The sequence below is a fragment of the Denitromonas halophila genome (assembly GCF_007625155.1).
In the GTDB taxonomy this organism is placed as follows: domain Bacteria; phylum Pseudomonadota; class Gammaproteobacteria; order Burkholderiales; family Rhodocyclaceae; genus Nitrogeniibacter; species Nitrogeniibacter halophilus.
On the sequence record NZ_VMNK01000008.1, the window covers coordinates 20,545 to 42,903 of the forward strand.

Consider the following 22,359-nt stretch of genomic DNA (forward strand, 5'->3'; position numbering starts at 1 on the left):
CTCAAACCCCCTTGAAAACCGGTGTGCGCTTTTCGGCGAAGGCGTCGATGCCTTCCTGCCAGTCTTTGGTGGTGCCAACAAACATCATGCCTTCGAGCTCGGCCGTGAGCGCCGCGTCGAGCGTGCGCTCGGCGGCCATGTTGAGCTGCTCCTTGGCCAGTTGCATCGAGAACGGCGCCTTGCTGGCAATGCGCTGCGCAAACTCGCGCGCCCCGTCCAGAAAGCCATCATCTGGCAACACGCGATTGGCCAGGCCGATGCGCACCGCCTCCTCGCCCTTGATCCGCTCACCCAGAAACACCAGCTCGCGCGCCTTGGCCAGCCCGACCAGACGCGGCAACAAATAGGTGACGCCGCCGCCCAGGTAGTTGCCGATACTCACTTCGGGCAGCCCGATCTGCGCGCTCTCGGCCATCAGGATGAAGTCCGAGGCCATCGCCACTTCGGCGCCTGCGCCGAGGGCATAACCGTTGACCGCGGCAATCACCGGCTTGGACAAGAGCATCAATCGCTTGCAGACAATCTGCTCGCCTTGCAAATACTGGCGTCGATCAAAAGCGGTACGCCCCGTCTTGTGCTCCTTGAGGTCGGCGCCCACGCAAAACGCCCGGCCCTCGCCGGTGAGCAGCACCACGCGCGCGTCCTTGTCAGCCTCCGCCACGCCCAGCGCGTCGTTCAACTCGTCATACAGCGTCTGCGTGACGGCATTCATGCGATGCGGCCGGTTAAGCCGGATCTCGGCAATGCCGTTTTTCATCTCGTACAGAATCGTTTCGTAAGCCATGGTCACTCCTCTGAATTGCGCATTCGGTTCTGCGGCCGCACCGCACAAAATCGTTCAAACACTTCATCGCATCTCGATGCCCAGCGCATCGAGAAACTGCTCCTGCCGCTCCAGCGCCCGTAGCGCCTTGCCGCCCAACTCTTTGGCCACCAGATTGGTCAGCCCCTCGCAAAACACCACATAGGCGCCGATGCTGTTGCTGATGAAACTGCTCTGGTGCGGAATGAAAAACGCATGCCCGGCCCGCGCAGCCAGGGGTGAGGCACGCGAATCTGTCAGCGCAATCACCGAAATACCCGCCTCACTGGCCACCCGCGCCACCTCGGCCACGCGGCGGCTATACGGCTTGACGCTGGACACCACAAGCACATCGCCCTTGGCCATCTGCGCCAGCGCCTCGGCAATGCCCTGCCCCGGCGCATCCAGTAGCGACACATCCGGGCGCACCAGACTCAAGCCATACGACAGCAGGCTGGTCACCGCATGGATCTGGCGAACACCAAAGAGCCGCACCCGACGCGCACGCGCCAGCAGCCGCGCCGCCTGGCGCAATTCGGTGGCATCCAGTTGAGAGAGAAAGCCGTCGACATTGGCCGTCGACTCGCGCGCGAGCTGAACGACCACACCCACGTAATCGTCGGTATCGCCATCCGCGTCGAGCAATCGGTGTGCCTGACGGCTATAGAAATTGCCGTGCGCCCCGGCAATGCGCTCGCGAAACACACTCTGAAAATCGGAGAATCCTGAATAGCCAAGGCTGCGCACCATGCGTGAGAGCGTCGATGCATTCACACTCAAACAGCCCGCCAACTCGGTGATCGAGCGCACCGCCACTTCTTCGGGGCGATCCACCAGCCGCGCCACCACATCCAGCGCCTTCTTGCCCAAAGACACCTCCGCCTCGCCCCGCCGGATACGCACCACCAACTCGCGCAAAGCCTCCACACTGCGCGGCGGCAGTAGCGGCTCAACACATTGCGCCGAAGCAAGCGGGGAATTCACGAGGGTATCGGACTCCTGATCAGGTCGGGGCGTGGCGCCCCATCTGTGCGCAATAAAATTTGCGCCATGGCAACGTTCAGCAAGAATAGTTGCATTTCGTGCCACATGGCAAGTCGGCGAACACCGACCGAGACAAGGCGATTAACCCAATTTGCATTGCTGCGGCGCGGTAGTGAAATATTCGGAATCCGATCGCGAAGAGCCAACTCTCAGTGCTGTTTCGCGATTCTGAGCACCCAACGCCGCGGCAAAAAAAACGGCCCCGACACAAGGTCGGGACCGACAATCACGCAAGCGGGGGAGCCTGCGTGGTTTCGACGCCATCCGGGGAACACTGAGGGAGATCCGGATAGCGTCTTGGGAGCGTTATCCCGGCAGCGCGACGCGCCGGGACCGGTTTTGTAGAATCAGCCGCGCCGACCCGCAAAGTAGTCTTGCGTGAGCTTGGCAACAATGGGCGACAAGAGCAGCAGCGACACCAGGTTGGGCAGCGCCATGAAAGCGTTGAGGGTGTCGGCGACCAGCCAGACGAAGTCCAGCTGCGACACCGCACCAATCAAGACAAAGATCGTCCACAGTGCGCGATAAGGCTTTTCGACCGCCGTGCCAAACAGATATTCCCAGCACTTCTCGCCGTAGTACGCCCAACCAAGAATGGTGGTGTAGGCGAACACCGCCAGCGAGATCGCCAGGAAACCCGCGCCCACGCCGGGGAAGGCCGTGGCAAACGCGCTGGAACTCAGCGCCGCGCCGCTCAGGCCGCTGCTCCAGGCGCCGGTGACGATCAACACCAGACCGGTCATGGTGCACACGATGAGCGTGTCGATGAAGGTGCCCATCATGCCGACCAGACCGGACTCCACCGCGTTCTTCGACTGGCCAGCCGCCTGGGCGATACCTGCCGTGCCGAGGCCTGCCTCGTTCGAGAAAATACCGCGAGCAACACCATAGCGAATCGCCATCATGATCGCCGCGCCAGCAAAGCCGCCGGTGGCTGCCGCCGGGCTGAAGGCGTGGCTAAAGATCAGCGTCAGCGCGTCGGGAATCTTGTCGGCGTAAAGCCCAAGCACCACCAGCGAGGCGGCAATGTAGGCGATACACATGAAGGGAACGAGCTTTTCGGCCACCGCGCCGATGCGCTTGACGCCGCCGAGCAGCACGAAGCCGGTCAGCGCGGCAAGGACAACCCCGGTCACCCACGGGTTGATGCCAAAACTCGCCTGCATGGCTTCGGCGATGCTGTTGGATTGCACCATGTTGCCAATACCGAAACCCGCCAGACCGCCAAACAGCGCGAAGGCCGCGCCCAGCCAGCGCCACTTCGCGCCCAGGCCGTTCTTGACCGCATACATCGGGCCACCGACCTGCTCGCCGTTGGCATCGGTTTCGCGGTAATGCACCGCCAGCACCACTTCGGCGTACTTGGTGGCCATGCCGACCAGCGCGGTCATCCACATCCAGAACAGCGCACCCGGGCCACCCACGGCAATGGCCGTGGCCACACCGGCAATGTTGCCGGTACCCACCGTGGCAGCGAGTGCGGTCATCAGCGCAGCAAAGGGCGTGATTTCACCGGGGGCGTCAGCGGCCGGCTTGCGGCCCTGCCACACCATGGCAAATCCGGTGCCGATCTTGGCGATCGGCATCAGCTTGAGACGAATTTGCAAAAACAGGCCCGTGCCAAGGATCAGCACCAGCATGGGCGGACCCCACACGATGCCGTTGATGGCCGAGACGAATTGCGTCAATGCTTCCATGAAGTCGATTCCTTGAAATGGCGCGATCAGCGCGCAAGTCGGGCGATGGCTTCGACTTCGACGCGGGCGCCGGTCGGCAGCGCCACCACCTGCACCGTCGAGCGGGCCGGGCGGTGCGCGCCAAAACGCTTGGCAAACACGGCGTTCATGGCCGCGAACTCGCCCAGGTCCGTCATGAACACGGTGACCTTGATGACGTCGGACAGCGTCGCGCCGGTGCTCATCAGGATGCCTTCGAGGTTGTTGAAGACCTGCTCGGTCTGCACGGCGATGTCGCCCTCGACCTTGCTGCCGTCGGTGGTCAGCGGAATCTGGCCGGAGGTGAACAGCAACCCCTCGAGTGCGATGGCCTGTGAATAGGGGCCGATAGCCTGCGGGGCATTGGGCGTGGAAACAACGTTCATCAGGGGTTCTCCTTTGGTTTGGTTCGTGTTTTTTTTGGGGTGCGACTCAGCGATAGCGGGCGACGGTCAGCCCTTCCATGCTGATCTCGGGCTGACGACCGCTGATCAAATCGGCCATCACGCGGCCGGTGCCGGCCGCCATGGTCCAGCCCAGCGTGCCATGACCGGTGCTGAGGTAGAGGTTGCGATAACGCGTCTCGCCCAGGATCGGGGTGCCGTCCGGCGTCATCGGGCGCAGACCGGTCCAGAACTCGGCCTTGCTTACATCACCGCCTTTCGGGAACAGATCGGTCACCACATAATTGAGCGTCTTCTGGCGCGAGGCGTCGAGCGCCAGATCGTAGCCCGACAACTGCGCCGTACCACCAACCCGAATGCGATCGCCCAGACGGGTCACCGCCACCTTGTGCGTCTCGTCCATGATGGTCGACTCCGGCGCCATCGCCGCGTCGGTGATCGGCACCGTGATCGAGAAGCCCTTGACCGGATACACCGGGATGTTGATGCCGATCGGCTTGAGCAACTGCGGCGAATAGCTACCCAGCGCGAGAATGATCTTGTCGGCAGTGAGTACGCCCGCGTCGGTGCGCACGCCGGTCACACGGTCGCCCTCGCAGTCGATGCCCTGGATATTCACGCCAAAGCGGAAGGTCACGCCCAGCGCCTCGGCCATGGCGGCCAGCTTCTGGGTGAACTTGAAGCAATCGCCAGTCTCGTCGGCCGGCAGGCGCAGCGCGCCCACAAATTTGTGCTTCACCTGCGCGAGCGCCGGCTCGTATTGCAGATAGGCATCGCCCGCCAGCACCTGATAGGGCACGTCGTACTGCTTGAGGATGTCCACATCCTTGCCCACACTGTCGAGCTGCTTCTGGGTGCGGAACAACTGCAGCGTGCCCTGGGTACGGTCGTCGTACTGAATGCCGGTGTCGGCGCGCAGTTGCTTGAGGCAGTCGCGGCTGTATTCCGCCAGACGCACCATTCGGCCCTTGTTGATGCCGTAGCGCTCGGTCGTGCAGTTGCGCAGCATCGCCATGCCCCAGCGCCACATGGCCGGATCGAGCATGGGCTTGATCACCAGCGGGCTGTGATGCATCAGCATCCACTTGATCGCCTTGATCGGCACACCGGGGCCGGCCCACGGCGCCGAGTAGCCCGGCGACACCTCGCCCGCGTTGGCATAGCTCGTCTCCAGCGCCGGGCCGGGCTGCCGATCCACCACCGTCACCTCATGCCCGGCCTTCGCCAGGTAGTAGGCCATGGTGGTGCCAATCACGCCGCTACCAAGAATAAGAACTTGCATGAGGCCGCTCCGTTGCTGTCGATGGGCAGCGCCGGGGAGGCGCCGCAATGCCAAGTCAATTAGCAACCCCCATGCCAGAAGCAAAAAAAGCAGGAAAACCAATCGCTTGCAAGACATTAGCGTAAGCGCAGGCAAGGGCATCTGTATTGACATCCATACAGATCGATTGAACGGCATGTTAGCAACAGACATTGATTGTTAATAATCAATAAGTTGCAAAGCATGTATTGATCTCAATACACTGTACGCAAATCAACACGGAAGCCACCATGCGCATCGCCATTCTCTTTGCCGACCGCGTCGGCATCGCGCAGGAAATCCTCGCCGTCCTCGCCCAGCGCGCGCTCAGCGTGACTGCCGTCGAAGTCGAGCCGCCCTATATCTATATTGAAGCGCCGGCATTGGCTCAGGCCGATTTCGTCAAGTTGCGCGGGCAGTTGCAACAGGTGCGCGACGTGCAGTCGGTCGACGTGGTCGACATGCTCCCCGGCGCCCAGCGGCGGCTCTACCTCGCCGCCCTGCTCGCCTCCCAGGCCGACCCCGTATTCGCCATCGACGCCCAGGGCCGTATCGTCATCGCCAACGGCGCCGCCGTCACTGCCTGCGGCATGCCCGAGTCCGCCCTGCTCGCCACCACCATCCAAACCCTCATCGGCGACCCCGGCCTGCTCGACGTGCTGGTCGACGGCGGCTTCCACCTGCCGGTGCGCGAGATCGAAATCCACGGCGAACCCTACATGCTCGAAACCCTGCCGCTGCACGAAACTAGCGGCCGTGCCGCCGGCGCCGTGCTCACCCTGCACGCCCCCAGCCGCATGGGCGAACGCCTGAGCGCGCTGCAGAACTACAACGCCGGCGGCTTCGAAGCCATCCTCGGCAAATCGCCGGAAATCGAACAACTCAAACAGCGCGCCGCCCGCATGGCCCAGGTCGACGCCCCGCTGCTCATCACCGGCGAAACCGGCACCGGCAAGGAGCTGCTCGCCCACGCCTGCCATGCCGGCAGCAGCCGCCGTGCCGAACCCTTTTTCGCGCTCAACTGCGCGGCCCTGCCCGAGAGCCTCGCCGAGAGCGAGCTCTTCGGCTACTCCCCGGGCGCCTTCACCGGCGCCCTGCGCGGCGGCAAACCCGGCCTGCTCGAAATGGCCGACGGCGGCACCGTGTTTCTGGATGAAATCGGCGAAATGTCGCCCTACCTGCAAGCCAAACTGCTGCGCTTTCTCAATGACGGCAGCTTCCGCCGCGTCGGCGGCGACCGCGAAGCCAAAGTCGACGTGCGCATCATCAGCGCCACGCACCGCCCACTCGAAGCCATGGTCGAAGCCGGCCACTTCCGCCAAGACCTGCTCTTCCGCCTCAACGTGCTCAACCTGCACATGCCCGCCCTGCGCGACCGCCCCGGCGACATCCTCCCCCTCGCCGACACCTTCCTCGCCCGCGCCTGCGCCCAGGCCGCCCGCCCCGCCATGCGCCTCTCCCCCGCCGCCAAATCCGCCCTGCTCGCCAATCGCTGGATCGGCAACGTGCGCCAGTTACAAAACACCATCTTCCGCGCCGTCACCATGGCCGAACGCCTCGTCATCGACGCGGGCGACCTCGAACTCGCCGATGCCACCACACCCGCCGACACCACCGCCGACGGCGACATCACCACCCTCGAAGCCGCCGTCGCCGACTTCGAAAAATCGCTGCTGCAGCGGCTGTATCGCGACTACCCGTCCAGCCGGCGCTTGGCCAAGCGGCTGGCGGCGTCGCATTCGGCGATTGCTGTGCGGTTACGGCGGCATGGGATCGGGTGAGTGCGCAGCGCGGATAGTGATCTGGGGTACTTGTCACGGAGTGGAAAGCCGCGTTTAATCCTTGGCTTATAGAGCTGCCCAATGAGCATGGTGCTGAAGCCAGTATGAACGCACGCCGGCCCACACCAAGCAATTGAGACGGCGACGTATTTGCATCCATTTTTTAGGATGGTCTACACAGCGAACAACCATTGAATTCAAAAGAATTTTTTTGAAAAATCGACATGCCTACATCATCGTGACGCAATGTGTTGCGTCAATTAGGTTGTCCACTTAACGTTATACCCATTCGAGACGCCTATGAAACTTGTCACTCCCTCCTTGGTGGTTGAAGATTCAGACGGATTCAGGAACGACGTGCTCCAGCGCCAACAGTTTGGAGAAGCTCTATCAAATTTGGTCACTCGCTCGACGGACGAACTAGTAATCTCGCTTGATGGTAAATGGGGTGAGGGAAAAACGACATTCGTAAAGATGTGGCAGGGCCTTTTGAATGAGAGAGGCATTCCGAGTATCTACATCGACGCGTTTCAAAATGACTACACGGAAGATGCATTCATGTCGATTGCGAGCGCAATCACTTCGTACGTAGATCAGCACTCCGCCGAATCTCAGAAAAGCTCTAATTTTAAGGATAAAGCAAAGAAAGTCGGGGTACGCCTGCTCTCATGGACCGCGAAGATCGGCATCAAAGCAGCAACACTTGGAATCATCAAGGAATCCGACATTGAAACCTTGTCTGAGATAGGTGACGACGTTGCCGCCGATACTTCCGAAACAATCGCAGATTTAGTCAAGGAGCGTCTTAGTGCACACGACAAAGAGACTGAACTCATCCAGTCATTTCGAGAGTCTCTATCGGACCTGCCAGCAAATCTGATGGATAACAGCAGCGGTCGTCTTGTTATCATTATTGACGAACTAGATAGATGCAAGCCTTCCTTCGCAGTGGAGGTTCTTGAGAAGATAAAGCACCTCTTTTCCGTCAAGAATGTTGTCTTCCTTCTTGTGATGCATAAGCAACAACTAGAGGAAGCGATTAGGAGCGTATATGGGAGCAATATTGACGCCCACACCTATCTCCAAAAATTCATTAACGTTGAAACATCCATTCCAAAAAGGATTGCTGACCGATACAGCAACGACATTGAGTTGTACATCAAGAAGCTACTTCAATTGCATGAGATTACAACCTGGGGCGATGATCGTAATATCGTTGATTGCTTGATTCCTTTGGCTCAGCATTTCAATCTTTCGCTGAGACAGTTGGAGAAGGTTTTTACAAACTTGGCGATCATCTACAGCACGTCAGGAGAGAATCATCTTCGACTCGTTCCTGTCATTGTTTTCATCGCAGTCGTCAAGGTCATCAACCCGAATGTGTTTGGAAATCTCCTATTGGGGAGAATATCGTTTTCGACGCTGTGCGAACAACTTGGTCTTCTTGGACTTAACGAAGAAGAGGAAGGCAAGCGCAAGTTGTTTTGGCTGATGAATTGGATTCGCTTTTCAATGCTCACTGAATCCGAGTATCAAGGCATTGACGCGGACGATCCGATTAAGGGGTTTGGACAGTCACTTTGGCGGTACAACGTAGATCGAGAAAGCCTACTTCCAATATTCTGTCAGAAGCTGAGCATGTTCACCGTGAACTAGCCATGTATAACACGGCGCTCAACCTCGCTCCCTTCGGTCGCTGGACGCTGTGCGATAAAGCCGCGCAGCGCCGGTTAGCTCTACGTTGAGGCTGTAGAAAAACCTCCTCACCCCGCCCCTGCCAGATAATGCTTTTCGTATAATCAGGCATCGCCTTTGCGGAGTCTCGCGATGCCACGCTTCAAGAAGCCGCGAAGCCGGGGTCAGGTCTTGAAATCCAACATTTCTAATCAATCCCGGTCCCATGGCGGGGTTTCCCCGCACTGAGTTGGCCTGGACGTTTTGCAGGCGTCGCCCGGATACACTGCAGCGGAATCCGTGCTCAGTGGTGGATCGGCCACCATCCCGGATTCCGGCCTTCGGCCTGCATCCGGGCTGCAAACATGTGGTGACGCACTGCATCTCGGGAAGATGGGAGGCACCTTTCGGCAGTCCGTCATCCACGCCAAGATCGACGTGCGTTCGCCAGAAGTCGGTAATCTGTCCCTGTTCTCATTCGAAGCGTCCTGAAGACAGCCTGAACCCAACAACCAGGAGCCCCCACCATGTCCCCCAGCGCCCCGAAACTCGCCGAAGTCTTCGCCGTGCTGAATCCCGATCTGTCGGTCAACACGGTTCCGGTCACGCCGTCCATCTACACCGATCTGGACACGAATTTCGATCACTTCAAGGGCCGCGTGCTGATCTCCGAATACGCCTTCACCACCGACTGGCCGACCTGGGAGCGTCATCCGGCCGGGGATGAGGTGGTGGTGTTGCTGGCGGGTCAGGTGGAGATGGTGCTTCGTACGGCGGACGGGGACGAGATCATTTGTCTGGACCAGCCGGGCAAGTACGTGGTGGTGCCGGCCGGCACCTGGCATACGGCGAGGACATCAGTGCCCACGCGGATGCTGTTTGTCACGCCGGGCGAAGGGACGGAGAATCGGGCCGAGCCGTGAATTGCCACGCCGGCAGCCATCCTTCTTTGAAGCAGCAGCCCATGTCCGACAGCCCACTCACCTACTTCGCCTATGGCTCCAACATGTCGGTGGCACGCCTGCGCGCGCGCGTTCCGGGGGCGCGCCGGCTCGGCTTGGCGACGCTGGCGGGGCATGTGCTGCGCTTTCACAAGTGCGGTGCCGACGGCTCGGCGAAGCTGGACGTGGTGGCCGCGGGCGATGCGGCGGATCGGGTGTTGGGGGTGCTGTTTGGCCTCACGGCGACCGAGAAGGCGGTGCTCGACGCCATCGAGGGGCCGGGCTACGAAGGGGTGACGGTGGCTGTCGGCAACGCGGATGGCGCGGTGGTCGAGGCGTTCATGTATCGCGCGCTACGGGTGGATGCAACGCTGCGGCCGTTTGCCTGGTATGTGCATCATGTGCTGACCGGCGCCCGCGAAGCCAGCCTGCCGGCGGACTATGTGGCGCGCATCGCGGCGGTGGAGACGATCGACGATCCGGATGCCGACCGGGATGCGCGCGAACGCGGCGTTCATCGCAACCGGCAGCAGGCGCCAGGCGGCTCCCCGTAGGGCGCAATAACCGAAGGGCATTGCGCCGTATGTCTCGCAAAGACCGCGCGGTGCAGCCGGAGCGGCACGCTTTACCCAATTCACTGAACCACGGCTTGCCTGCGAAATTTCGAAGCGGGTGAATCGGCAATCGTTTCTTTTCGACGTGTGTCGCAGCAAGAGCCGTTGATTGGTGCAATGCCCTTCGGTTATTGCACCCTACGAAGGGCGCTCTCCTCGGTTGGTCACTCCCGACCCTTCAAAGCGTCTGCACCGGCGCTGCCCGCCCAATCCTGCGGATAGACGCCGGCCGCCACCAGCCGATGGAAGGTCGAATAGGGCCAGTCGGCCACGCATGACACGTGGCGGTGCTTGACGGGGTTGAAGTGCAGGTAGTCCATGTGGGCCGCGAAATCACGCTCATCGCGAATCAGGTGTTCCCAATAGCGCCGTTGCCACAGCCCGCGCTCGCCTCTCGCCTGCCGCACGGTCGAGCGGTGTTCAACGGCGGGCAGACGTTTCGAAAAGGCTGACTTGATCAGGCGCCAGCGGGTGGCGAAGTTGGCGTCGCCAGGCGGCAGCTCGATCACGCAGTGCATGTGCTCCGGCAGCACGACCCAGCCGTGGATGATGAAAGGATGCCGTTGACGGACGTCGCGTACCGCGTCGCGAAGCGGTTCGATGTGGCGGGTGAGGAGGTCGTTGCCGTACCGTTGCAGGGCATTGACGGTGAAGAAGTAGGTGCCGCCGGGGTGCCAGGCGCGTCGGTAGTCGGGCATGCGGGGATGATGACGATGGCAAACGGGCGAGGCAATGGTTTTTGGGGTATCGCCTGGCATTCGACGGTATTGCAGCGAACAAGCGTTGGGTGGTGCAATGCCCTTCGGTTATTGCACCCTACGCCCCCTGCTCTGCTCAGCAGTTGCCCTTCTTGGCCTGCCCCGGCGGGCAGTGGTAGCCCTTGTTCCCTTTGCGGCGGTGGTCGTCGTCGTCGTAGTCACGGTAGTGGTGCTTTTTCCAATACACCGGATCGCGCCACACTCCGCCATCCCAGTAGTAACCGCGTCGGTCGCGGTCGCCGATGGAGAGGGTGACGCCGCCGGCCTGGATTCGGACACGGTCGACGTCGATGCGGACATCCGACGCATGGGTTAGCGCGGAAGCGCCAGCCAAGAACGCTGCGACAAGCACAATCTTCTTCATTCACTGCTCCGGGTCATGGGTCGTCCGTGGCGTGCTGCTACCGTTGATGAACGGTTCGCGCCGCCTGATTCTGCTAACGACATAGAAGGGGCGAAATTTACACCGTCCCGGCCCGGAGACGATGACTGTTTGATCTCACGATGTATCGCGCGCTCAGGTCAGACTGCTGGCGATGTAGTCCGACAGGCAGGCGGTGGCTTCGTTGGCCGAGGCCGGCGCGATGTGCAAGCGCACGTCCAGGCTCCCGATGGCGGGGAAACCGTCGCGCTCGCCGAGCCGGCGCACGCCCTCGGGCACGGTGCTGCCGGCCAGCACTGTGACGCCCAGCCCAGCACGCACGGCGGCGAGGATGCCGCTGTAGCTGGAGCTGGTGTAGGCAATCTGCCAGGGCACACTCTGGCGGTTGAGATTGAGCAATACGCGGCTGCGGTAGATGCACGGCGGCGGCGCGACCACCAGCGAAAGCGGGCGTTCTTCGTGGCGCACGTGGTCCTGGCTGGTGACCCACACCAGCGGCTCGGTGAGTACCTTGACGCCGCGGCCGTCGCCCGGCCCGTCGTGCAGGGCCACCACGAGATCAAACTCGCCTTCGTCCATCCGCATGAGCAGGTTCTTGGAGAGGTCGCAGGTCACGTCAAGCATGACATTGGGGTGCGACTGGGCAAACTTGCCGAGAATGATCGGTAGCAGGGAGGCGGTGTATTCATGCGGCGCACCGAGCCGCACGCTGCCGGCCACCTTGGGTTGGCGCAGGCTGCCGACGGCTTCGTCATTGAGCGCCAGCATGCGCCGGCCATAATCGAGCAGCATGGCGCCCTGTTCAGTGAGTCGTACCCGATGCGAGCCGCGCACCAACAGCGGCGCATCCAGCAAATCTTCCAGTCGGCGGATCTGCAGACTGACGGCCGACTGGGTGCGACCGACCGCCTCGGCGGCGCGGGTGAAGCTGCCGGTTTCGACGGTTTTGACAAAGGTGCGCAGCAAATCGGTGGGCAGGTTGAGCATGGCGACAGTCCATTGAAGTTGCCAATTATTTTATTGGAACTATTAACAATGCCAATGCACCGCCCGTCGTAGGATGGCCGGATCACAGGCCCGAGGGCCGATCCCGTCCACTCCGTCCACAGGAACGCCCATGTTCGACAAAACCATGCAAATCGCCGGCTACGACCCCGAGCTGTGGGGCGCCATCGAAGCCGAGCGCCTGCGTCAGGAAGACCATATCGAACTCATCGCCTCGGAAAACTACGCCAGCCCGCGCGTCATGCAGGCGCAAGGCACGGTGCTCACCAACAAGTATGCCGAAGGCTATCCGCGCAAGCGCTACTACGGCGGCTGCGAGCATGTGGACGTGGTCGAACAATTAGCCATCGACCGGGTCAAGCAACTGTTCGGCGCCGATTGGGCCAACGTGCAGCCGCACTCGGGCTCGCAGGCCAACGCGGCGGTGTACCTCGCGCTGATCAAGCCGGGCGACACTATTCTCGGCATGAGCCTGGCCCACGGCGGCCACCTCACCCACGGCGCCAAGGTGAACTTCTCGGGCAAGATCTTCAACGCCGTGCAGTACGGCGTGACCGATGAGGGCGTGATCGACTACGACGCGCTCGAAGCGCAAGCCGTCGAGTGCCAGCCCAAGATGATCGTCGCCGGCTTTTCGGCCTACGCCCGCCATCTGGACTTCCCGCGCTTCCGTGCCATTGCCGACAAGGTCGGCGCGCTGCTGTTTGTCGACATGGCCCACGTCGCCGGTCTGGTCGCCACGGGGCTCTACCCCAACCCGGTGCCCTTTGCCGACATCGTCACCAGCACCACGCACAAAACCCTGCGCGGCCCGCGCGGCGGCATCATCATTGGCAGGGCGAATGCCGAGATCGAAAAGAAGATCGCCTCCATGGTCTTCCCCGGCACGCAAGGCGGCCCGCTGATGCATGTCATCGCCGCCAAGGCCGTGGCCTTCAAGGAAGCGCTGGAGCCGGCCTTTGCCGACTACCAGAAAGATGTGATCGCCAACGCCCGCGCCATGGCGGCGGTGTTCATCGAACGCGGCTACAAGATCGTCTCCGGCGGCACCGACGACCACCTCTTCCTGGTCGACCTGATCGCCAAGGGCATGACCGGCAAAGCCGCTGACGCAGCCCTCGGCGCCGCGCACATCACCGTCAACATGAACACCGTGCCCAACGATCCGCAGTCGCCCTTCGTCACCAGCGGCATCCGCATCGGCGCACCGGCCGTCACCACGCGCGGCTTCGGCATTACCGAGGTGAGTGCACTGGCCGGCTGGATCTGTGACATCCTCGACGATATCGACAACCCGGCCGTGATCGACGCGGTGCGCGCCAAGGTCGCCGAGGTGTGCGCGCGCTTCCCCGTCTACGGCCGCTAAACCGGAGCGAACCGCCATGGCCATCAGCGTATTCGACCTGTTCAAGATCGGCATCGGCCCGTCGTCGTCCCACACCGTGGGGCCGATGCGGGCGGCGATGCTCTTCGCGACCGCCCTTAAAGAAAGTGGCACGCTGGGCAATGTCGCCAGCGTCAAGGCCGAGCTGTACGGTTCGCTCGGCGCCACGGGTAAAGGCCATGGCAGTGACAAGGCCGTGCTGCTCGGCCTCGAAGGTGAGGCGCCCGACGTGGTCGACGTCGAGCAGATCGAAGGCAAGCTCGCCCGCATCCGCGGCGAACACCGCCTGCTGCTGGCCGGCGAGCACGCCATCGACTTCATCGAGCGCGAGCACCTGATCATGCACCGGCGCACCTCCTTGCCCTACCACCCCAACGGCATGCGCATCAGCGCCTTCGACGCCGCCGGCGAGGTAATCAAGGAGAAGGTGTATTACTCGGTCGGCGGCGGCTTCGTGGTCGACGAGGCCGCCGCCGGTGCCGACCGCATCGTGGCCGACACCACCCGCGTCACCCATCCCTTCAAGAGCGGCGACGAATTGCTCGCCCATTGCCGCGACAAGCGCATTCCAGTCAGCCAGGTGATTCTCGAAAACGAGCGTGCCTGGCGCACCGACGCCGAGACCCGCGCCGGCCTGCTGAACATCTGGGACGTGATGCAAAAATGCGTGCGCCGCGGCTGCGAGCAAGAAGGCATCATGCCCGGCGGCCTGAAGGTCAAACGCCGCGCGGCGGGCCTGTACCGCAAGCTGTCGAGCGCACCAGAAGCCGGCATGCGCGACCCGCTCACCACGCTCGACTGGGTCAATCTCTACGCGCTGGCCGTCAATGAAGAAAACGCCGTCGGCGGTCGCGTGGTCACCGCGCCCACCAACGGCGCGGCCGGCATCGTGCCCGCGGTGCTGCACTACTACACCCGCTTCGTGCCCAACGCGACCGAAGACGGCGTGGTGCGCTTCCTGCTCACCGCTGCCGCCATCGGCATCCTCTATAAAGAAAATGCCTCCATCTCCGGCGCCGAAGTCGGCTGCCAGGGCGAAGTCGGCGTGGCCTGCTCGATGGCTGCCGGTGCGCTGGCCGAAGTGCTGGGCGGCACGCCCGAGCAGGTCGAGAACGCCGCCGAAATCGGCATGGAGCACAACCTCGGCCTCACCTGTGACCCCATCGGCGGGCTGGTGCAAGTGCCCTGCATCGAGCGCAACGCGATGGGCTCGATCAAGGCCATCAACGCCGCACGCATGGCCTTGCGCGGCGACGGCACACACTTCGTGTCGCTCGACAAGGTGATCCGCACCATGCGCCAGACCGGCGCCGACATGAAAACCAAGTACAAGGAAACCGCGCGCGGCGGCCTGGCGGTAAACATCATCGAGTGCTGAGCGTACCGACCGCCTGACGCCGGCCTGCGCAGACATGACGCCGGCCGGCCCCAACGCACGCCATGCCGCGATGAACGATAATCGCGCATGGCCCGTCGCTCCCCCTCCGCTCCCAACCGTCCTGTCGGTTCCCGCAAAGTCTCCACCCTTCGGGGTCTGTGGCCGTTTCTGCGGCCCTACCGCGCCCGCATCGCGCTCGCCTTTGTGCTGCTGTGCCTGGCCTCGGCCACGCTGCTGCTGGTGCCGCTGGCCTTTCGCGATCTCATCGACGCCGGCTTCGGCAAGACCGCACAACCGCCGACCGGCCTGCTCGGCGGGCTAAGTCTGAACGACCACTTTCTGGCCTTGTTTGCGTTGGCCAGCGTGTGGGCGCTGGCGGTGGCCGGGCGCTACTACACGGTGTCGTGGATTGGCGAGCGCGCCACTGCCGACCTGCGCAGCGCGGTGTACGCGCGGGTGCTGAGGCAGTCGCCGCAGTTCTTCGAGACCACCCAGACCGGCGAAGTGCTCTCGCGCCTGACCGGCGACACCACGCTGATCCAGACCGTGGTCGGCAGCTCGATCTCGATGGGCCTGCGCAGCCTGTTCCAGTTTGCCGGCGGCATGGTCATGCTGGCCGTCACCAGCTTCCATCTGTTTTCGCTCAACCTCGGGCTGATGGCCCTGCTCGCGCTGCCGATCTTCGTCATCGGTCGCAAGGTGCGCACCCTCTCGCGCGAATCGCAAGACCGCATCGCCGACGCCTCGGCACTGGCCGGCGAAATCCTCAACGCCATGCCCACCGTGCAGGCCTATACGCAGGAGCCGGCCGAAGCCCAGCGTTTTTCCGAACGCACCGAAACCAGCTTCGCCACGGCCATCCGCCGCACCCGGGTGCGCGCCGCGCTCACCGCACTGATCATCACCGCGATCATGGGCACCATCATCTTTGTGCTGTGGATCGGGGCGCAGCAGGTCGCGGCCGGCACCATGACCGAAGGCCAACTCTTCTCCTTCGTGCTCTACGCCGCGCTGGTCGCCGGTGGTGTGGGCACGCTGGCCGAAGTGTGGGGCGACGCGATGCGTGCGGCCGGCGCCACCGAGCGTCTGCTCGAGTTGCTGCACGCCGAGCCCGCCATCCGCGAGGCCGCCACGCCAATCACGCCCGCCGCCTCGCCACAGGCCGCGATCCGCTTCGATCATGTGCGCTTTGCCTACCCCGCCCGAGCGCAACTCAACGCGCTCGACGACATCTGCCTCGACATCGCGCCGGGCGAGTCCGTGGCGCTGGTCGGCCCCTCGGGCGCCGGCAAGACCACGCTGTTCCAGTTGCTGCTGCGCTATTACGATGTGTCGGACGGCAGCATCGCCATCAATGGCCAGGACATCCGCCAACTCAGCCTGCACAACCTGCGCAAGGACATCGCCATCGTCCCGCAAGACCCGGTGATCTTCTCCGCCAGCGCAATGGAAAACATCCGTTACGGCCGCAGCGACGCCAGCGACGACGAGGTGATCCAGGCCGCCCGCGCGGCACGGGTCGATGAGTTCATCGACCGCCTGCCCGAGGGCTATCAAACCTTTCTGGGCGAGCGCGGCACCCGCCTGTCGGGCGGTCAGCGCCAGCGCATCGCCATTGCCCGCGCCATGCTCAAGGGCGCCCGCCTGCTGATGCTCGACGAAGCCACCAGCGCGCTCGATGCCGAATCGGAAATCCTCGTCCAGCAAGGCCTCGCCGCCGCCATGGCCGGGCGCACCACGCTGATCATCGCTCACCGTCTGGCGACGGTGCAGCAGGTGGATCGCATCGTGGTGATGGACGCCGGACACATCGTTGAAATCGGCACGCCGGACGACCTGCGCCGGCAAGGCGGGCTGTATGCCCGGCTGGCTTCGCTACAACTGGATCTGTAAACCGGGCAAGCTCAGACCGCCAGCATCACCCGATTTCGCCCGCCCGACTTGGCCTCGTAGAGCGCCTTGTCGGCACGCTGAAACAGGGTTTCCATGTCGTCGCGCAGGCTGCGCTTGGCGATGCCGATCGAAATGGTGAACTGGGAAATTGCCATCTTGTCGTGACGACGGATCAGGCGCAACTTTTCGACGGTGTCACGAATCGTTTCCGCAATACCCCTGGCCTCATCGGCCGAACTGCGCGGCAGCAGCACGGCAAACTCTTCGCCGCCATAGCGTACCGGCACGGCACCGGCGGGAATCAACCGCTTGACGGTCTGAGCCACCTTGCGGATCACCACGTCGCCCACGGCATGGCCGTAGGTGTCGTTGATGCGTTTGAAGTGATCGATGTCGAGCACCATCATGGTCGCCTTGCCCTCGACGTCTTCGCCCAGCACCCGCGACATCTCCACTTCCATGCCGCGACGATTGAGCAGACCGGTGAGCGGGTCGGTCATGGTTTCGCGGCGATGCTTTTCAAGTTCGCTGCGCAACTGCCGGGCTTCCTGGTCGGCGGTTTCGAGGCTTTTCTTTAGCACATCGTTGGTCTCGCTGGCCTTGATCGCCGATTCGAGCAGGCTTTGCGCCACCTGCTTGAGATGCAGCGCGTCGCTGGACTGGCCAACTTTGCCGATATTTTCCCGCAAGGACGCCTGGTATTCCGACGAGCCCTGATCTGCCGTACGCAGGCTGTCCATCAAGCCCTCAAGCAAGCGCTCGACATCGGAACCCACGCCACGAAAACGACGGATCGCCTCAGCCGCGAGATACTCCTCATAGAGTTCCCCGACAAAGAAAGCGTCCAGTGGTTTGCCCGCAGCCAACAGCCCATCGATCGCCGCGCAGATTTCCTGATGCTTGCCATCGAAATACGCATGCACCACGGCATAGTGCACCGGCGTCGTGCTCAAGCGGTGCACAAACAGGAAGTCAATGACCCGAAAGGCGACGTCATCTTCCCGCACTGCCGCATCCATCGGGGTAGCTGAAGAATCCATGTCGGACGTCGTCATACGGGCCTCGTCGAATATCGCATTTCGCTACTGCAGATGCTGGTTTGGCGTATGCGCCAATCATCCGTTGGTGATAGCGCAAAAAAATCTGACGCATTATGACAGAGATGCCTCCATCATCACCATACCAAGAGCGCGGTTAATGCCATTACAGTGCACCGCGCCCCACGCATAGATTATGCTATCGCTCTCATCCATTTGGCCGAGCGCCGCCATGGCCCAGCACACGCCCTACCTCGACACGCCGCTCACCCGCCAGACGGTCGACGCGTTCGATCAACCGACCGTGCTCGACTTCGGCGCGAACTGGTGCGGCTACTGCCTTGGCGCCAGCGCCATGGTGCAAGCCGCGCTGGCGAGACACCCAAACGTGCAGCATATCCGGGTAGAAGACGGCCCGGGCCGGCGCCTCGGGCGCAGCTTCACTGTGCGACTGTGGCCGACGCTGGTGTTTCTGAAAAACGGCCAGGAAGTTGCCCGACTGGTGCGCCCGGAAGATGCCGCCGCCCTTGAGCAGGCACTGGCGCTGCTCGACGCCAACCCGTGAGCCCGCCCGACTTCAGCGCGCTCGACGCCGTCGGGCTCAACCTGCAGGCCGTCTTCAACCTCACCGAACTGCCAGAGCCCCTGCGCGAGCGCGTGCTGCACGCCACGTGTCCGCAAGCGGGCTTTCGACAACTCATCCTCATTGGCAACGCCGGGCCTGTGCTATGGCGAGCACTCTGTGCCGACGGCATTGACGACGACGATCCGATCGATGCGTTCAGTGTGCGCGAGGTCAACCGGTGGTTCGAACAGCAGTACCCGGGCCGCACCCAGCATCGCCTCTACCCCGGCAATACCCCGGTCAACCTGCAGCAACTCGGGCAACACGCCGGCTGGCACCATGACAGCCCATTCAAGGTCGGCATCCAGGCCGAATTGGGCACCTGGTTTGCCTATCGGGTGGCCTTGCTCGCCGACACCACACTCCACCCCACCCCGCCCGTACGCACCCGATCGCCCTGCAGCGACTGCGCCGACACGCCCTGCATCCGCAACTGCCCGGCGGACGCGATGGCCGGCGGAGGCTTTGCACTCGACGCCTGCATCGACTATCGCCAGCAGCCCGGCTCGCGCTGCGCCGACACCTGCGTCGCGCGACTGGCCTGCCCTGTCGGCGACGCCCACCGCTACGATGCGGCGCAGATCCACCACGGCTACGCCCACTCGCTGCGCATGATCAAGTGGTTCGCCGCCCACCGCGAGACGCAGATCGACTGAGACCGGGCAATTTGCCCGCAGCATGGCCAGCGCTGCACCCCGCCCCTCGTGGCGCAGTACACTGACGTGCATCTTCCGTCACGCCCGGCGCCCATGCGCCATCCTCCCATGTCCCCAGCCCCCGCCCATCCGCCGGGTTTTGATCTCAAGCGACACCTGGCGCTACGGGTCACCTTGTTCGCCTGCCTCATCGGCCTGGGCGCATCGGGCTTCGTCATTGACCACAGCACACGGCGCATCGGCGAACATGTGCGGCTCAGCGGCCCCACCGTCGAGCAGCTCATCGGCCGCGAACTGGACACGCCGCGCGATGGCTTCGACCGCAGCGCCGACAACCTGGCGCTCGCCCTGCCCGACGCCCTGGGCCGGCTGCTCAGGCTGTGCATCGAGGTGCACACCTTCTACGCCAACCAGTCGCGCCAGCGCTGCTACCCGGACGCATCCGACGCGGCACCCGCGGCGGTGCGCGCGCTCCTGGCCTGGCAACTGGGCGACGCGGCGCGCCATGCCGGGCCGATCCGCCAGTACCCCGGCATCACCGTCGGCCATGTCACCGTCACCCCCGACCTCGACAGCGAAGCGGCCGCCCTGTGGCAACAGCTGCGCCTGGTGCTGGCCATCAGCGCCGGCGTGCTGCTGCTCAACCTGCTGATCTACCTGCCAGTGCGCCGCGCGCTGCGCCCGACCGATCGGGTGCTCGACACCCTCCGCCGCCTCGAACGCGGAGACCTCACCGCCCGCATGCCGCGCCCGGCGCTGGTCGAGCTGCGCCGCATCGCCGAAGGCTTCGACCACCTCGCCGAACGCCTGCAGCGCACCGACCGCCGCCAGCGCCAGCTCGCCCAGCGCCTGCTCACCGTGCGCGAGCAGGAGCGCCGCCGGCTGGCGCGCGAGCTGCACGACGAGTTCGGCCAGTCGCTGGCCTCGATCCGCGCCGAAGCCGCCTGCGCCGCCGACGCCCCGCCAGCCGAGCGCGCCGCCGCCATTGACGCCATCGCCCGCAGCACCGCCACAATGATGGACAACCTGCAGCGCATCCTCCACCAGCTGCGGCCGGTCGGGCTGGAAGAATTCGGCCTGCGCGCCAGCCTGACCCAGCTGGCCGACACCGCCCGACGCCACCACCCGGCCTGCCGCATCGACCTGCGCCTGGCCGACGACATCGACCGCCTCCCCGACGCGCTCACCGTCAGCCTCTACCGCATTTCCCAGGAAGGGCTGAGCAACGCCTTGCGCCACGGTGCGCCGCGCCAGATCCGCCTCGCGCTCGAACGCGACGCCCACGGCATGGCGCTCACCGTTGAAGACGACGGCACCAGCGGCGCGCAGGACACCCGCGGCAGCGGCCTCGGCGTGCTTGGCATGACCGAACGCGTCGAGGCCCTCGGCGGCCACTTTTCGCTCACCCCGCGCCAGCCCTGTGGCATGACGCTGCACGCCGGGTTCCCGCCCTCGGCACTGACCCATGGAGACCTCGCCGATGAGCATCCGCCTGCTGCTGGTCGATGACCACGCCGTGGTCCGCGAGGGCTACCGCCGCCTGCTCGAACGGCGCGGCGACCTGCGCATCGTGGCCGAAGCCGGCACCGCCGCCGTCGCGCTGAGCGCTGTGCGCGAACACGCCCCCGACCTCGTCGTGCTCGACCTCGCCCTGCCCGACATGGGTGGCATCGAGCTGATCGGGCGACTGCGCCAGCGCGCCCCGGCGCTGCGCATTCTCGCCTTCAGCATGCACCGCGACCCCTTGTTTGCCGCCCAGGCGCTCAAGGCCGGCGCGCTCGGCTATGTCACCAAGAGCAGTGAGCCGTCGGTGCTGGTGCAGGCGGTGTATCGCGTCGCCGGCGGCGTGCGGACGCTGAGCCCCGACATCGCCCCGGAGCTGGCAATGAGCCTGCTCGACGACGCGCCCGGCCCGCTGCACGCCCTGTCGCCGCGCGAGTTCGAGGTCCTGCGCCTGCTGCTCGACGGTGACGATCACGCGCGCATCGGTGAGCGCCTGCACATCAGCCCCAAGACCGTGCAGAACACGCATTACCAGATCAAGCGCAAGCTCGGCGCCCGAAGCGACATCGAGCTCGCCCGCCTGGCCACCGAACACGGCCTCGGACGCGGCTGAACCCCGCGCCCGCGTCGCCGGGCGGGCGAAGCACCCGACGCCCCCCGGGCAATCTGCCCGCCCCCCGGTTTGCCCCTTTTTCTCGCCGGCCGCGACGCTCACGATGGCCACACTGCCATCCCCGGAGCGCCCCATGCCGCCCCGCAACGCCGTCCTCCTCGTCATCGCACTCGTCCTCGCCACACCTGCTGTGGCGGTCGTCCCGCCCACCAGCTGCGGCGGCCCGCCCGACGCGCCCGACGCCGCACAAAGTGACCTGTCGATCGCCTACTGGTCGCAGCAAGAAGCCAGCTCGACCATGTGCGCCTACGGCTACTGGGCAGAGAAATGCGGCAACCACGCCATCGCCCACACCATCTTCGACCGCTGCATCGCCGCCGGCTACGTCGGCGCCATGATCTGGAAAGCCCTGCTGCTCGAAGACGGCACCGGCATCGCGCAGGACAGTGCCGCCGCCACCGAGCTGATGCGCCGCGCCGCCCACAGCGACGACCGCGAATACGCCACGCTCGGCAAACTGCACTACGCCACCGCGCTCTACCTCGGGCGCGGCGTCGAACGCGACGAGGCCGCGGCCGAGCGCTGGTTTCGCGAGGCGGCCGCCGAAGGCGACGCCGACGCCCAGGCCTTTCTCGACAGCGGCACCCACACTGCTGACCGCGACCAGCGCGGCCGCTCCGTCGCCGCCCAACGCGCCGCCCGCGACAGCACCGGGCCGCGGCTGGCCCCCGTCGCCCCGGCCTCCGCGCCCGCCCCCACGCCGGCCCTCGGCCTGATCGCCGCACTGGCGACGCTGCTCGCCGCGGGTGCCGCGGCCCGCGCCCGCGACGGGCAACAGGGCGCCCACTGA

General features: G+C 64.1%; 21 protein-coding genes. 12 read left to right on the top strand and 9 right to left on the bottom strand.

Annotation, left to right across the window (positions count from 1 at the left end):
- Position 1: 1 nt before the first annotated feature.
- The 5 genes from FHP91_RS10780 to FHP91_RS10800 all read right to left on the bottom strand — a co-directional run bounded on the left by FHP91_RS10780 (position 2) and on the right by FHP91_RS10800 (position 5,247).
- Entirely contained in the window at positions 2-784 is a 783-nt protein-coding gene (locus tag FHP91_RS10780) for an enoyl-CoA hydratase/isomerase family protein (protein ID WP_144309612.1), read from the bottom strand.
- Between the two features lie 63 nt (positions 785-847).
- A complete protein-coding gene (locus tag FHP91_RS10785; protein ID WP_222105173.1) occupies positions 848-1,786 on the bottom strand; it encodes a MurR/RpiR family transcriptional regulator in 939 nt (312 codons plus the stop codon).
- A gap of 407 nt (positions 1,787-2,193) precedes the next feature.
- Positions 2,194-3,543: an alanine/glycine:cation symporter family protein gene (locus FHP91_RS10790; protein WP_144309613.1), complete on the bottom strand. Its 1,350-nt coding sequence runs from the start codon at positions 3,541-3,543 to the stop codon at positions 2,194-2,196.
- 26 nt (positions 3,544-3,569) lie between these two features.
- Positions 3,570-3,947: a Rid family detoxifying hydrolase gene (locus tag FHP91_RS10795; RefSeq protein WP_144309614.1), complete on the bottom strand. Its 378-nt coding sequence runs from the start codon at positions 3,945-3,947 to the stop codon at positions 3,570-3,572.
- Positions 3,948-3,993: 46 nt separating this feature from the next.
- Positions 3,994-5,247, bottom strand: coding sequence for a D-amino acid dehydrogenase (locus tag FHP91_RS10800; RefSeq protein ID WP_144309615.1), 1,254 nt, complete (start codon positions 5,245-5,247; stop codon positions 3,994-3,996).
- Between the two features lie 269 nt (positions 5,248-5,516).
- Here FHP91_RS10800 and FHP91_RS10805 point away from each other — a divergent pair, with 269 nt between their 5' ends.
- The 4 genes from FHP91_RS10805 (at position 5,517) to FHP91_RS10820 (ending at position 10,215) form a co-directional block, all read left to right on the top strand.
- On the top strand, positions 5,517-7,046 hold the full coding sequence (locus FHP91_RS10805) for a sigma-54-dependent transcriptional regulator (RefSeq protein WP_144309616.1): 1,530 nt from the start codon (positions 5,517-5,519) through the stop codon (positions 7,044-7,046).
- Between the two features lie 300 nt (positions 7,047-7,346).
- On the top strand, positions 7,347-8,702 hold the full coding sequence (locus tag FHP91_RS10810) for a KAP family P-loop NTPase fold protein (RefSeq protein WP_144309617.1): 1,356 nt from the start codon (positions 7,347-7,349) through the stop codon (positions 8,700-8,702).
- A 545-nt stretch (positions 8,703-9,247) separates the two neighbouring features.
- Positions 9,248-9,643, top strand: coding sequence for a cupin domain-containing protein (locus FHP91_RS10815; RefSeq protein ID WP_144309618.1), 396 nt, complete (start codon positions 9,248-9,250; stop codon positions 9,641-9,643).
- Positions 9,644-9,684: 41 nt separating this feature from the next.
- Positions 9,685-10,215: a gamma-glutamylcyclotransferase family protein gene (locus FHP91_RS10820; RefSeq protein ID WP_144309619.1), complete on the top strand. Its 531-nt coding sequence runs from the start codon at positions 9,685-9,687 to the stop codon at positions 10,213-10,215.
- Positions 10,216-10,439: 224 nt separating this feature from the next.
- Here the strand turns inward: FHP91_RS10820 and FHP91_RS10825 are convergent, their stop codons facing one another.
- The 3 genes from FHP91_RS10825 to FHP91_RS10835 form a co-directional block, all read right to left on the bottom strand.
- Positions 10,440-10,973, bottom strand: coding sequence for an REP-associated tyrosine transposase (locus FHP91_RS10825; protein ID WP_144309620.1), 534 nt, complete (start codon positions 10,971-10,973; stop codon positions 10,440-10,442).
- A gap of 136 nt (positions 10,974-11,109) precedes the next feature.
- Positions 11,110-11,397 carry a DUF2502 domain-containing protein gene (locus FHP91_RS10830; RefSeq protein WP_144309621.1) on the bottom strand — a complete coding sequence of 96 codons (288 nt, stop codon included), beginning with the start codon at positions 11,395-11,397 and terminating at the stop codon, positions 11,110-11,112.
- Positions 11,398-11,550: 153 nt separating this feature from the next.
- Entirely contained in the window at positions 11,551-12,402 is an 852-nt protein-coding gene (locus FHP91_RS10835) for a LysR substrate-binding domain-containing protein (protein WP_144309622.1), read from the bottom strand.
- 130 nt (positions 12,403-12,532) lie between these two features.
- On the opposite strand from FHP91_RS10835, the gene glyA reads away from it, so the two are divergent.
- The 3 genes from glyA (at position 12,533) to FHP91_RS10850 (ending at position 17,075) form a co-directional block, all read left to right on the top strand.
- On the top strand, positions 12,533-13,786 hold the full coding sequence (gene glyA / locus FHP91_RS10840; RefSeq protein WP_144309623.1) for a serine hydroxymethyltransferase: 1,254 nt from the start codon (positions 12,533-12,535) through the stop codon (positions 13,784-13,786).
- Between the two features lie 16 nt (positions 13,787-13,802).
- A complete protein-coding gene (locus FHP91_RS10845; protein WP_144309624.1) occupies positions 13,803-15,182 on the top strand; it encodes an L-serine ammonia-lyase in 1,380 nt (459 codons plus the stop codon).
- Between the two features lie 87 nt (positions 15,183-15,269).
- A complete protein-coding gene (locus FHP91_RS10850) occupies positions 15,270-17,075 on the top strand; it encodes an ABC transporter transmembrane domain-containing protein (protein WP_144309625.1) in 1,806 nt (601 codons plus the stop codon).
- 11 nt (positions 17,076-17,086) lie between these two features.
- Here FHP91_RS10850 and FHP91_RS10855 read toward each other — a convergent pair whose 3' ends face one another.
- The gene (locus FHP91_RS10855; protein WP_186301513.1) at positions 17,087-18,115 is read right to left on the bottom strand and encodes a GGDEF domain-containing protein; all 1,029 of its coding nucleotides are present in this window, start codon (positions 18,113-18,115) and stop codon (positions 17,087-17,089) included.
- Between the two features lie 229 nt (positions 18,116-18,344).
- On the opposite strand from FHP91_RS10855, the gene FHP91_RS10860 reads away from it, so the two are divergent.
- The 5 genes from FHP91_RS10860 to FHP91_RS10880 all read left to right on the top strand — a co-directional run bounded on the left by FHP91_RS10860 (position 18,345) and on the right by FHP91_RS10880 (position 22,359).
- Complete coding sequence (locus FHP91_RS10860; RefSeq protein ID WP_144309627.1) at positions 18,345-18,677, top strand: thioredoxin family protein; 333 nt, start codon at positions 18,345-18,347, stop codon at positions 18,675-18,677.
- A complete protein-coding gene (locus tag FHP91_RS10865) occupies positions 18,674-19,393 on the top strand; it encodes a hypothetical protein (protein ID WP_144309628.1) in 720 nt (239 codons plus the stop codon). The genes FHP91_RS10860 and FHP91_RS10865 overlap by 4 nt, the downstream gene beginning before the upstream one ends.
- A gap of 108 nt (positions 19,394-19,501) precedes the next feature.
- On the top strand, positions 19,502-20,902 hold the full coding sequence (locus FHP91_RS10870; protein WP_246116279.1) for a sensor histidine kinase: 1,401 nt from the start codon (positions 19,502-19,504) through the stop codon (positions 20,900-20,902).
- Positions 20,874-21,509: a response regulator gene (locus FHP91_RS10875; protein WP_144309630.1), complete on the top strand. Its 636-nt coding sequence runs from the start codon at positions 20,874-20,876 to the stop codon at positions 21,507-21,509. Before FHP91_RS10870 ends, FHP91_RS10875 begins: the two co-directional genes overlap by 29 nt.
- 133 nt (positions 21,510-21,642) lie before the next feature.
- Complete coding sequence (locus FHP91_RS10880; protein WP_144309631.1) at positions 21,643-22,359, top strand: hypothetical protein; 717 nt, start codon at positions 21,643-21,645, stop codon at positions 22,357-22,359.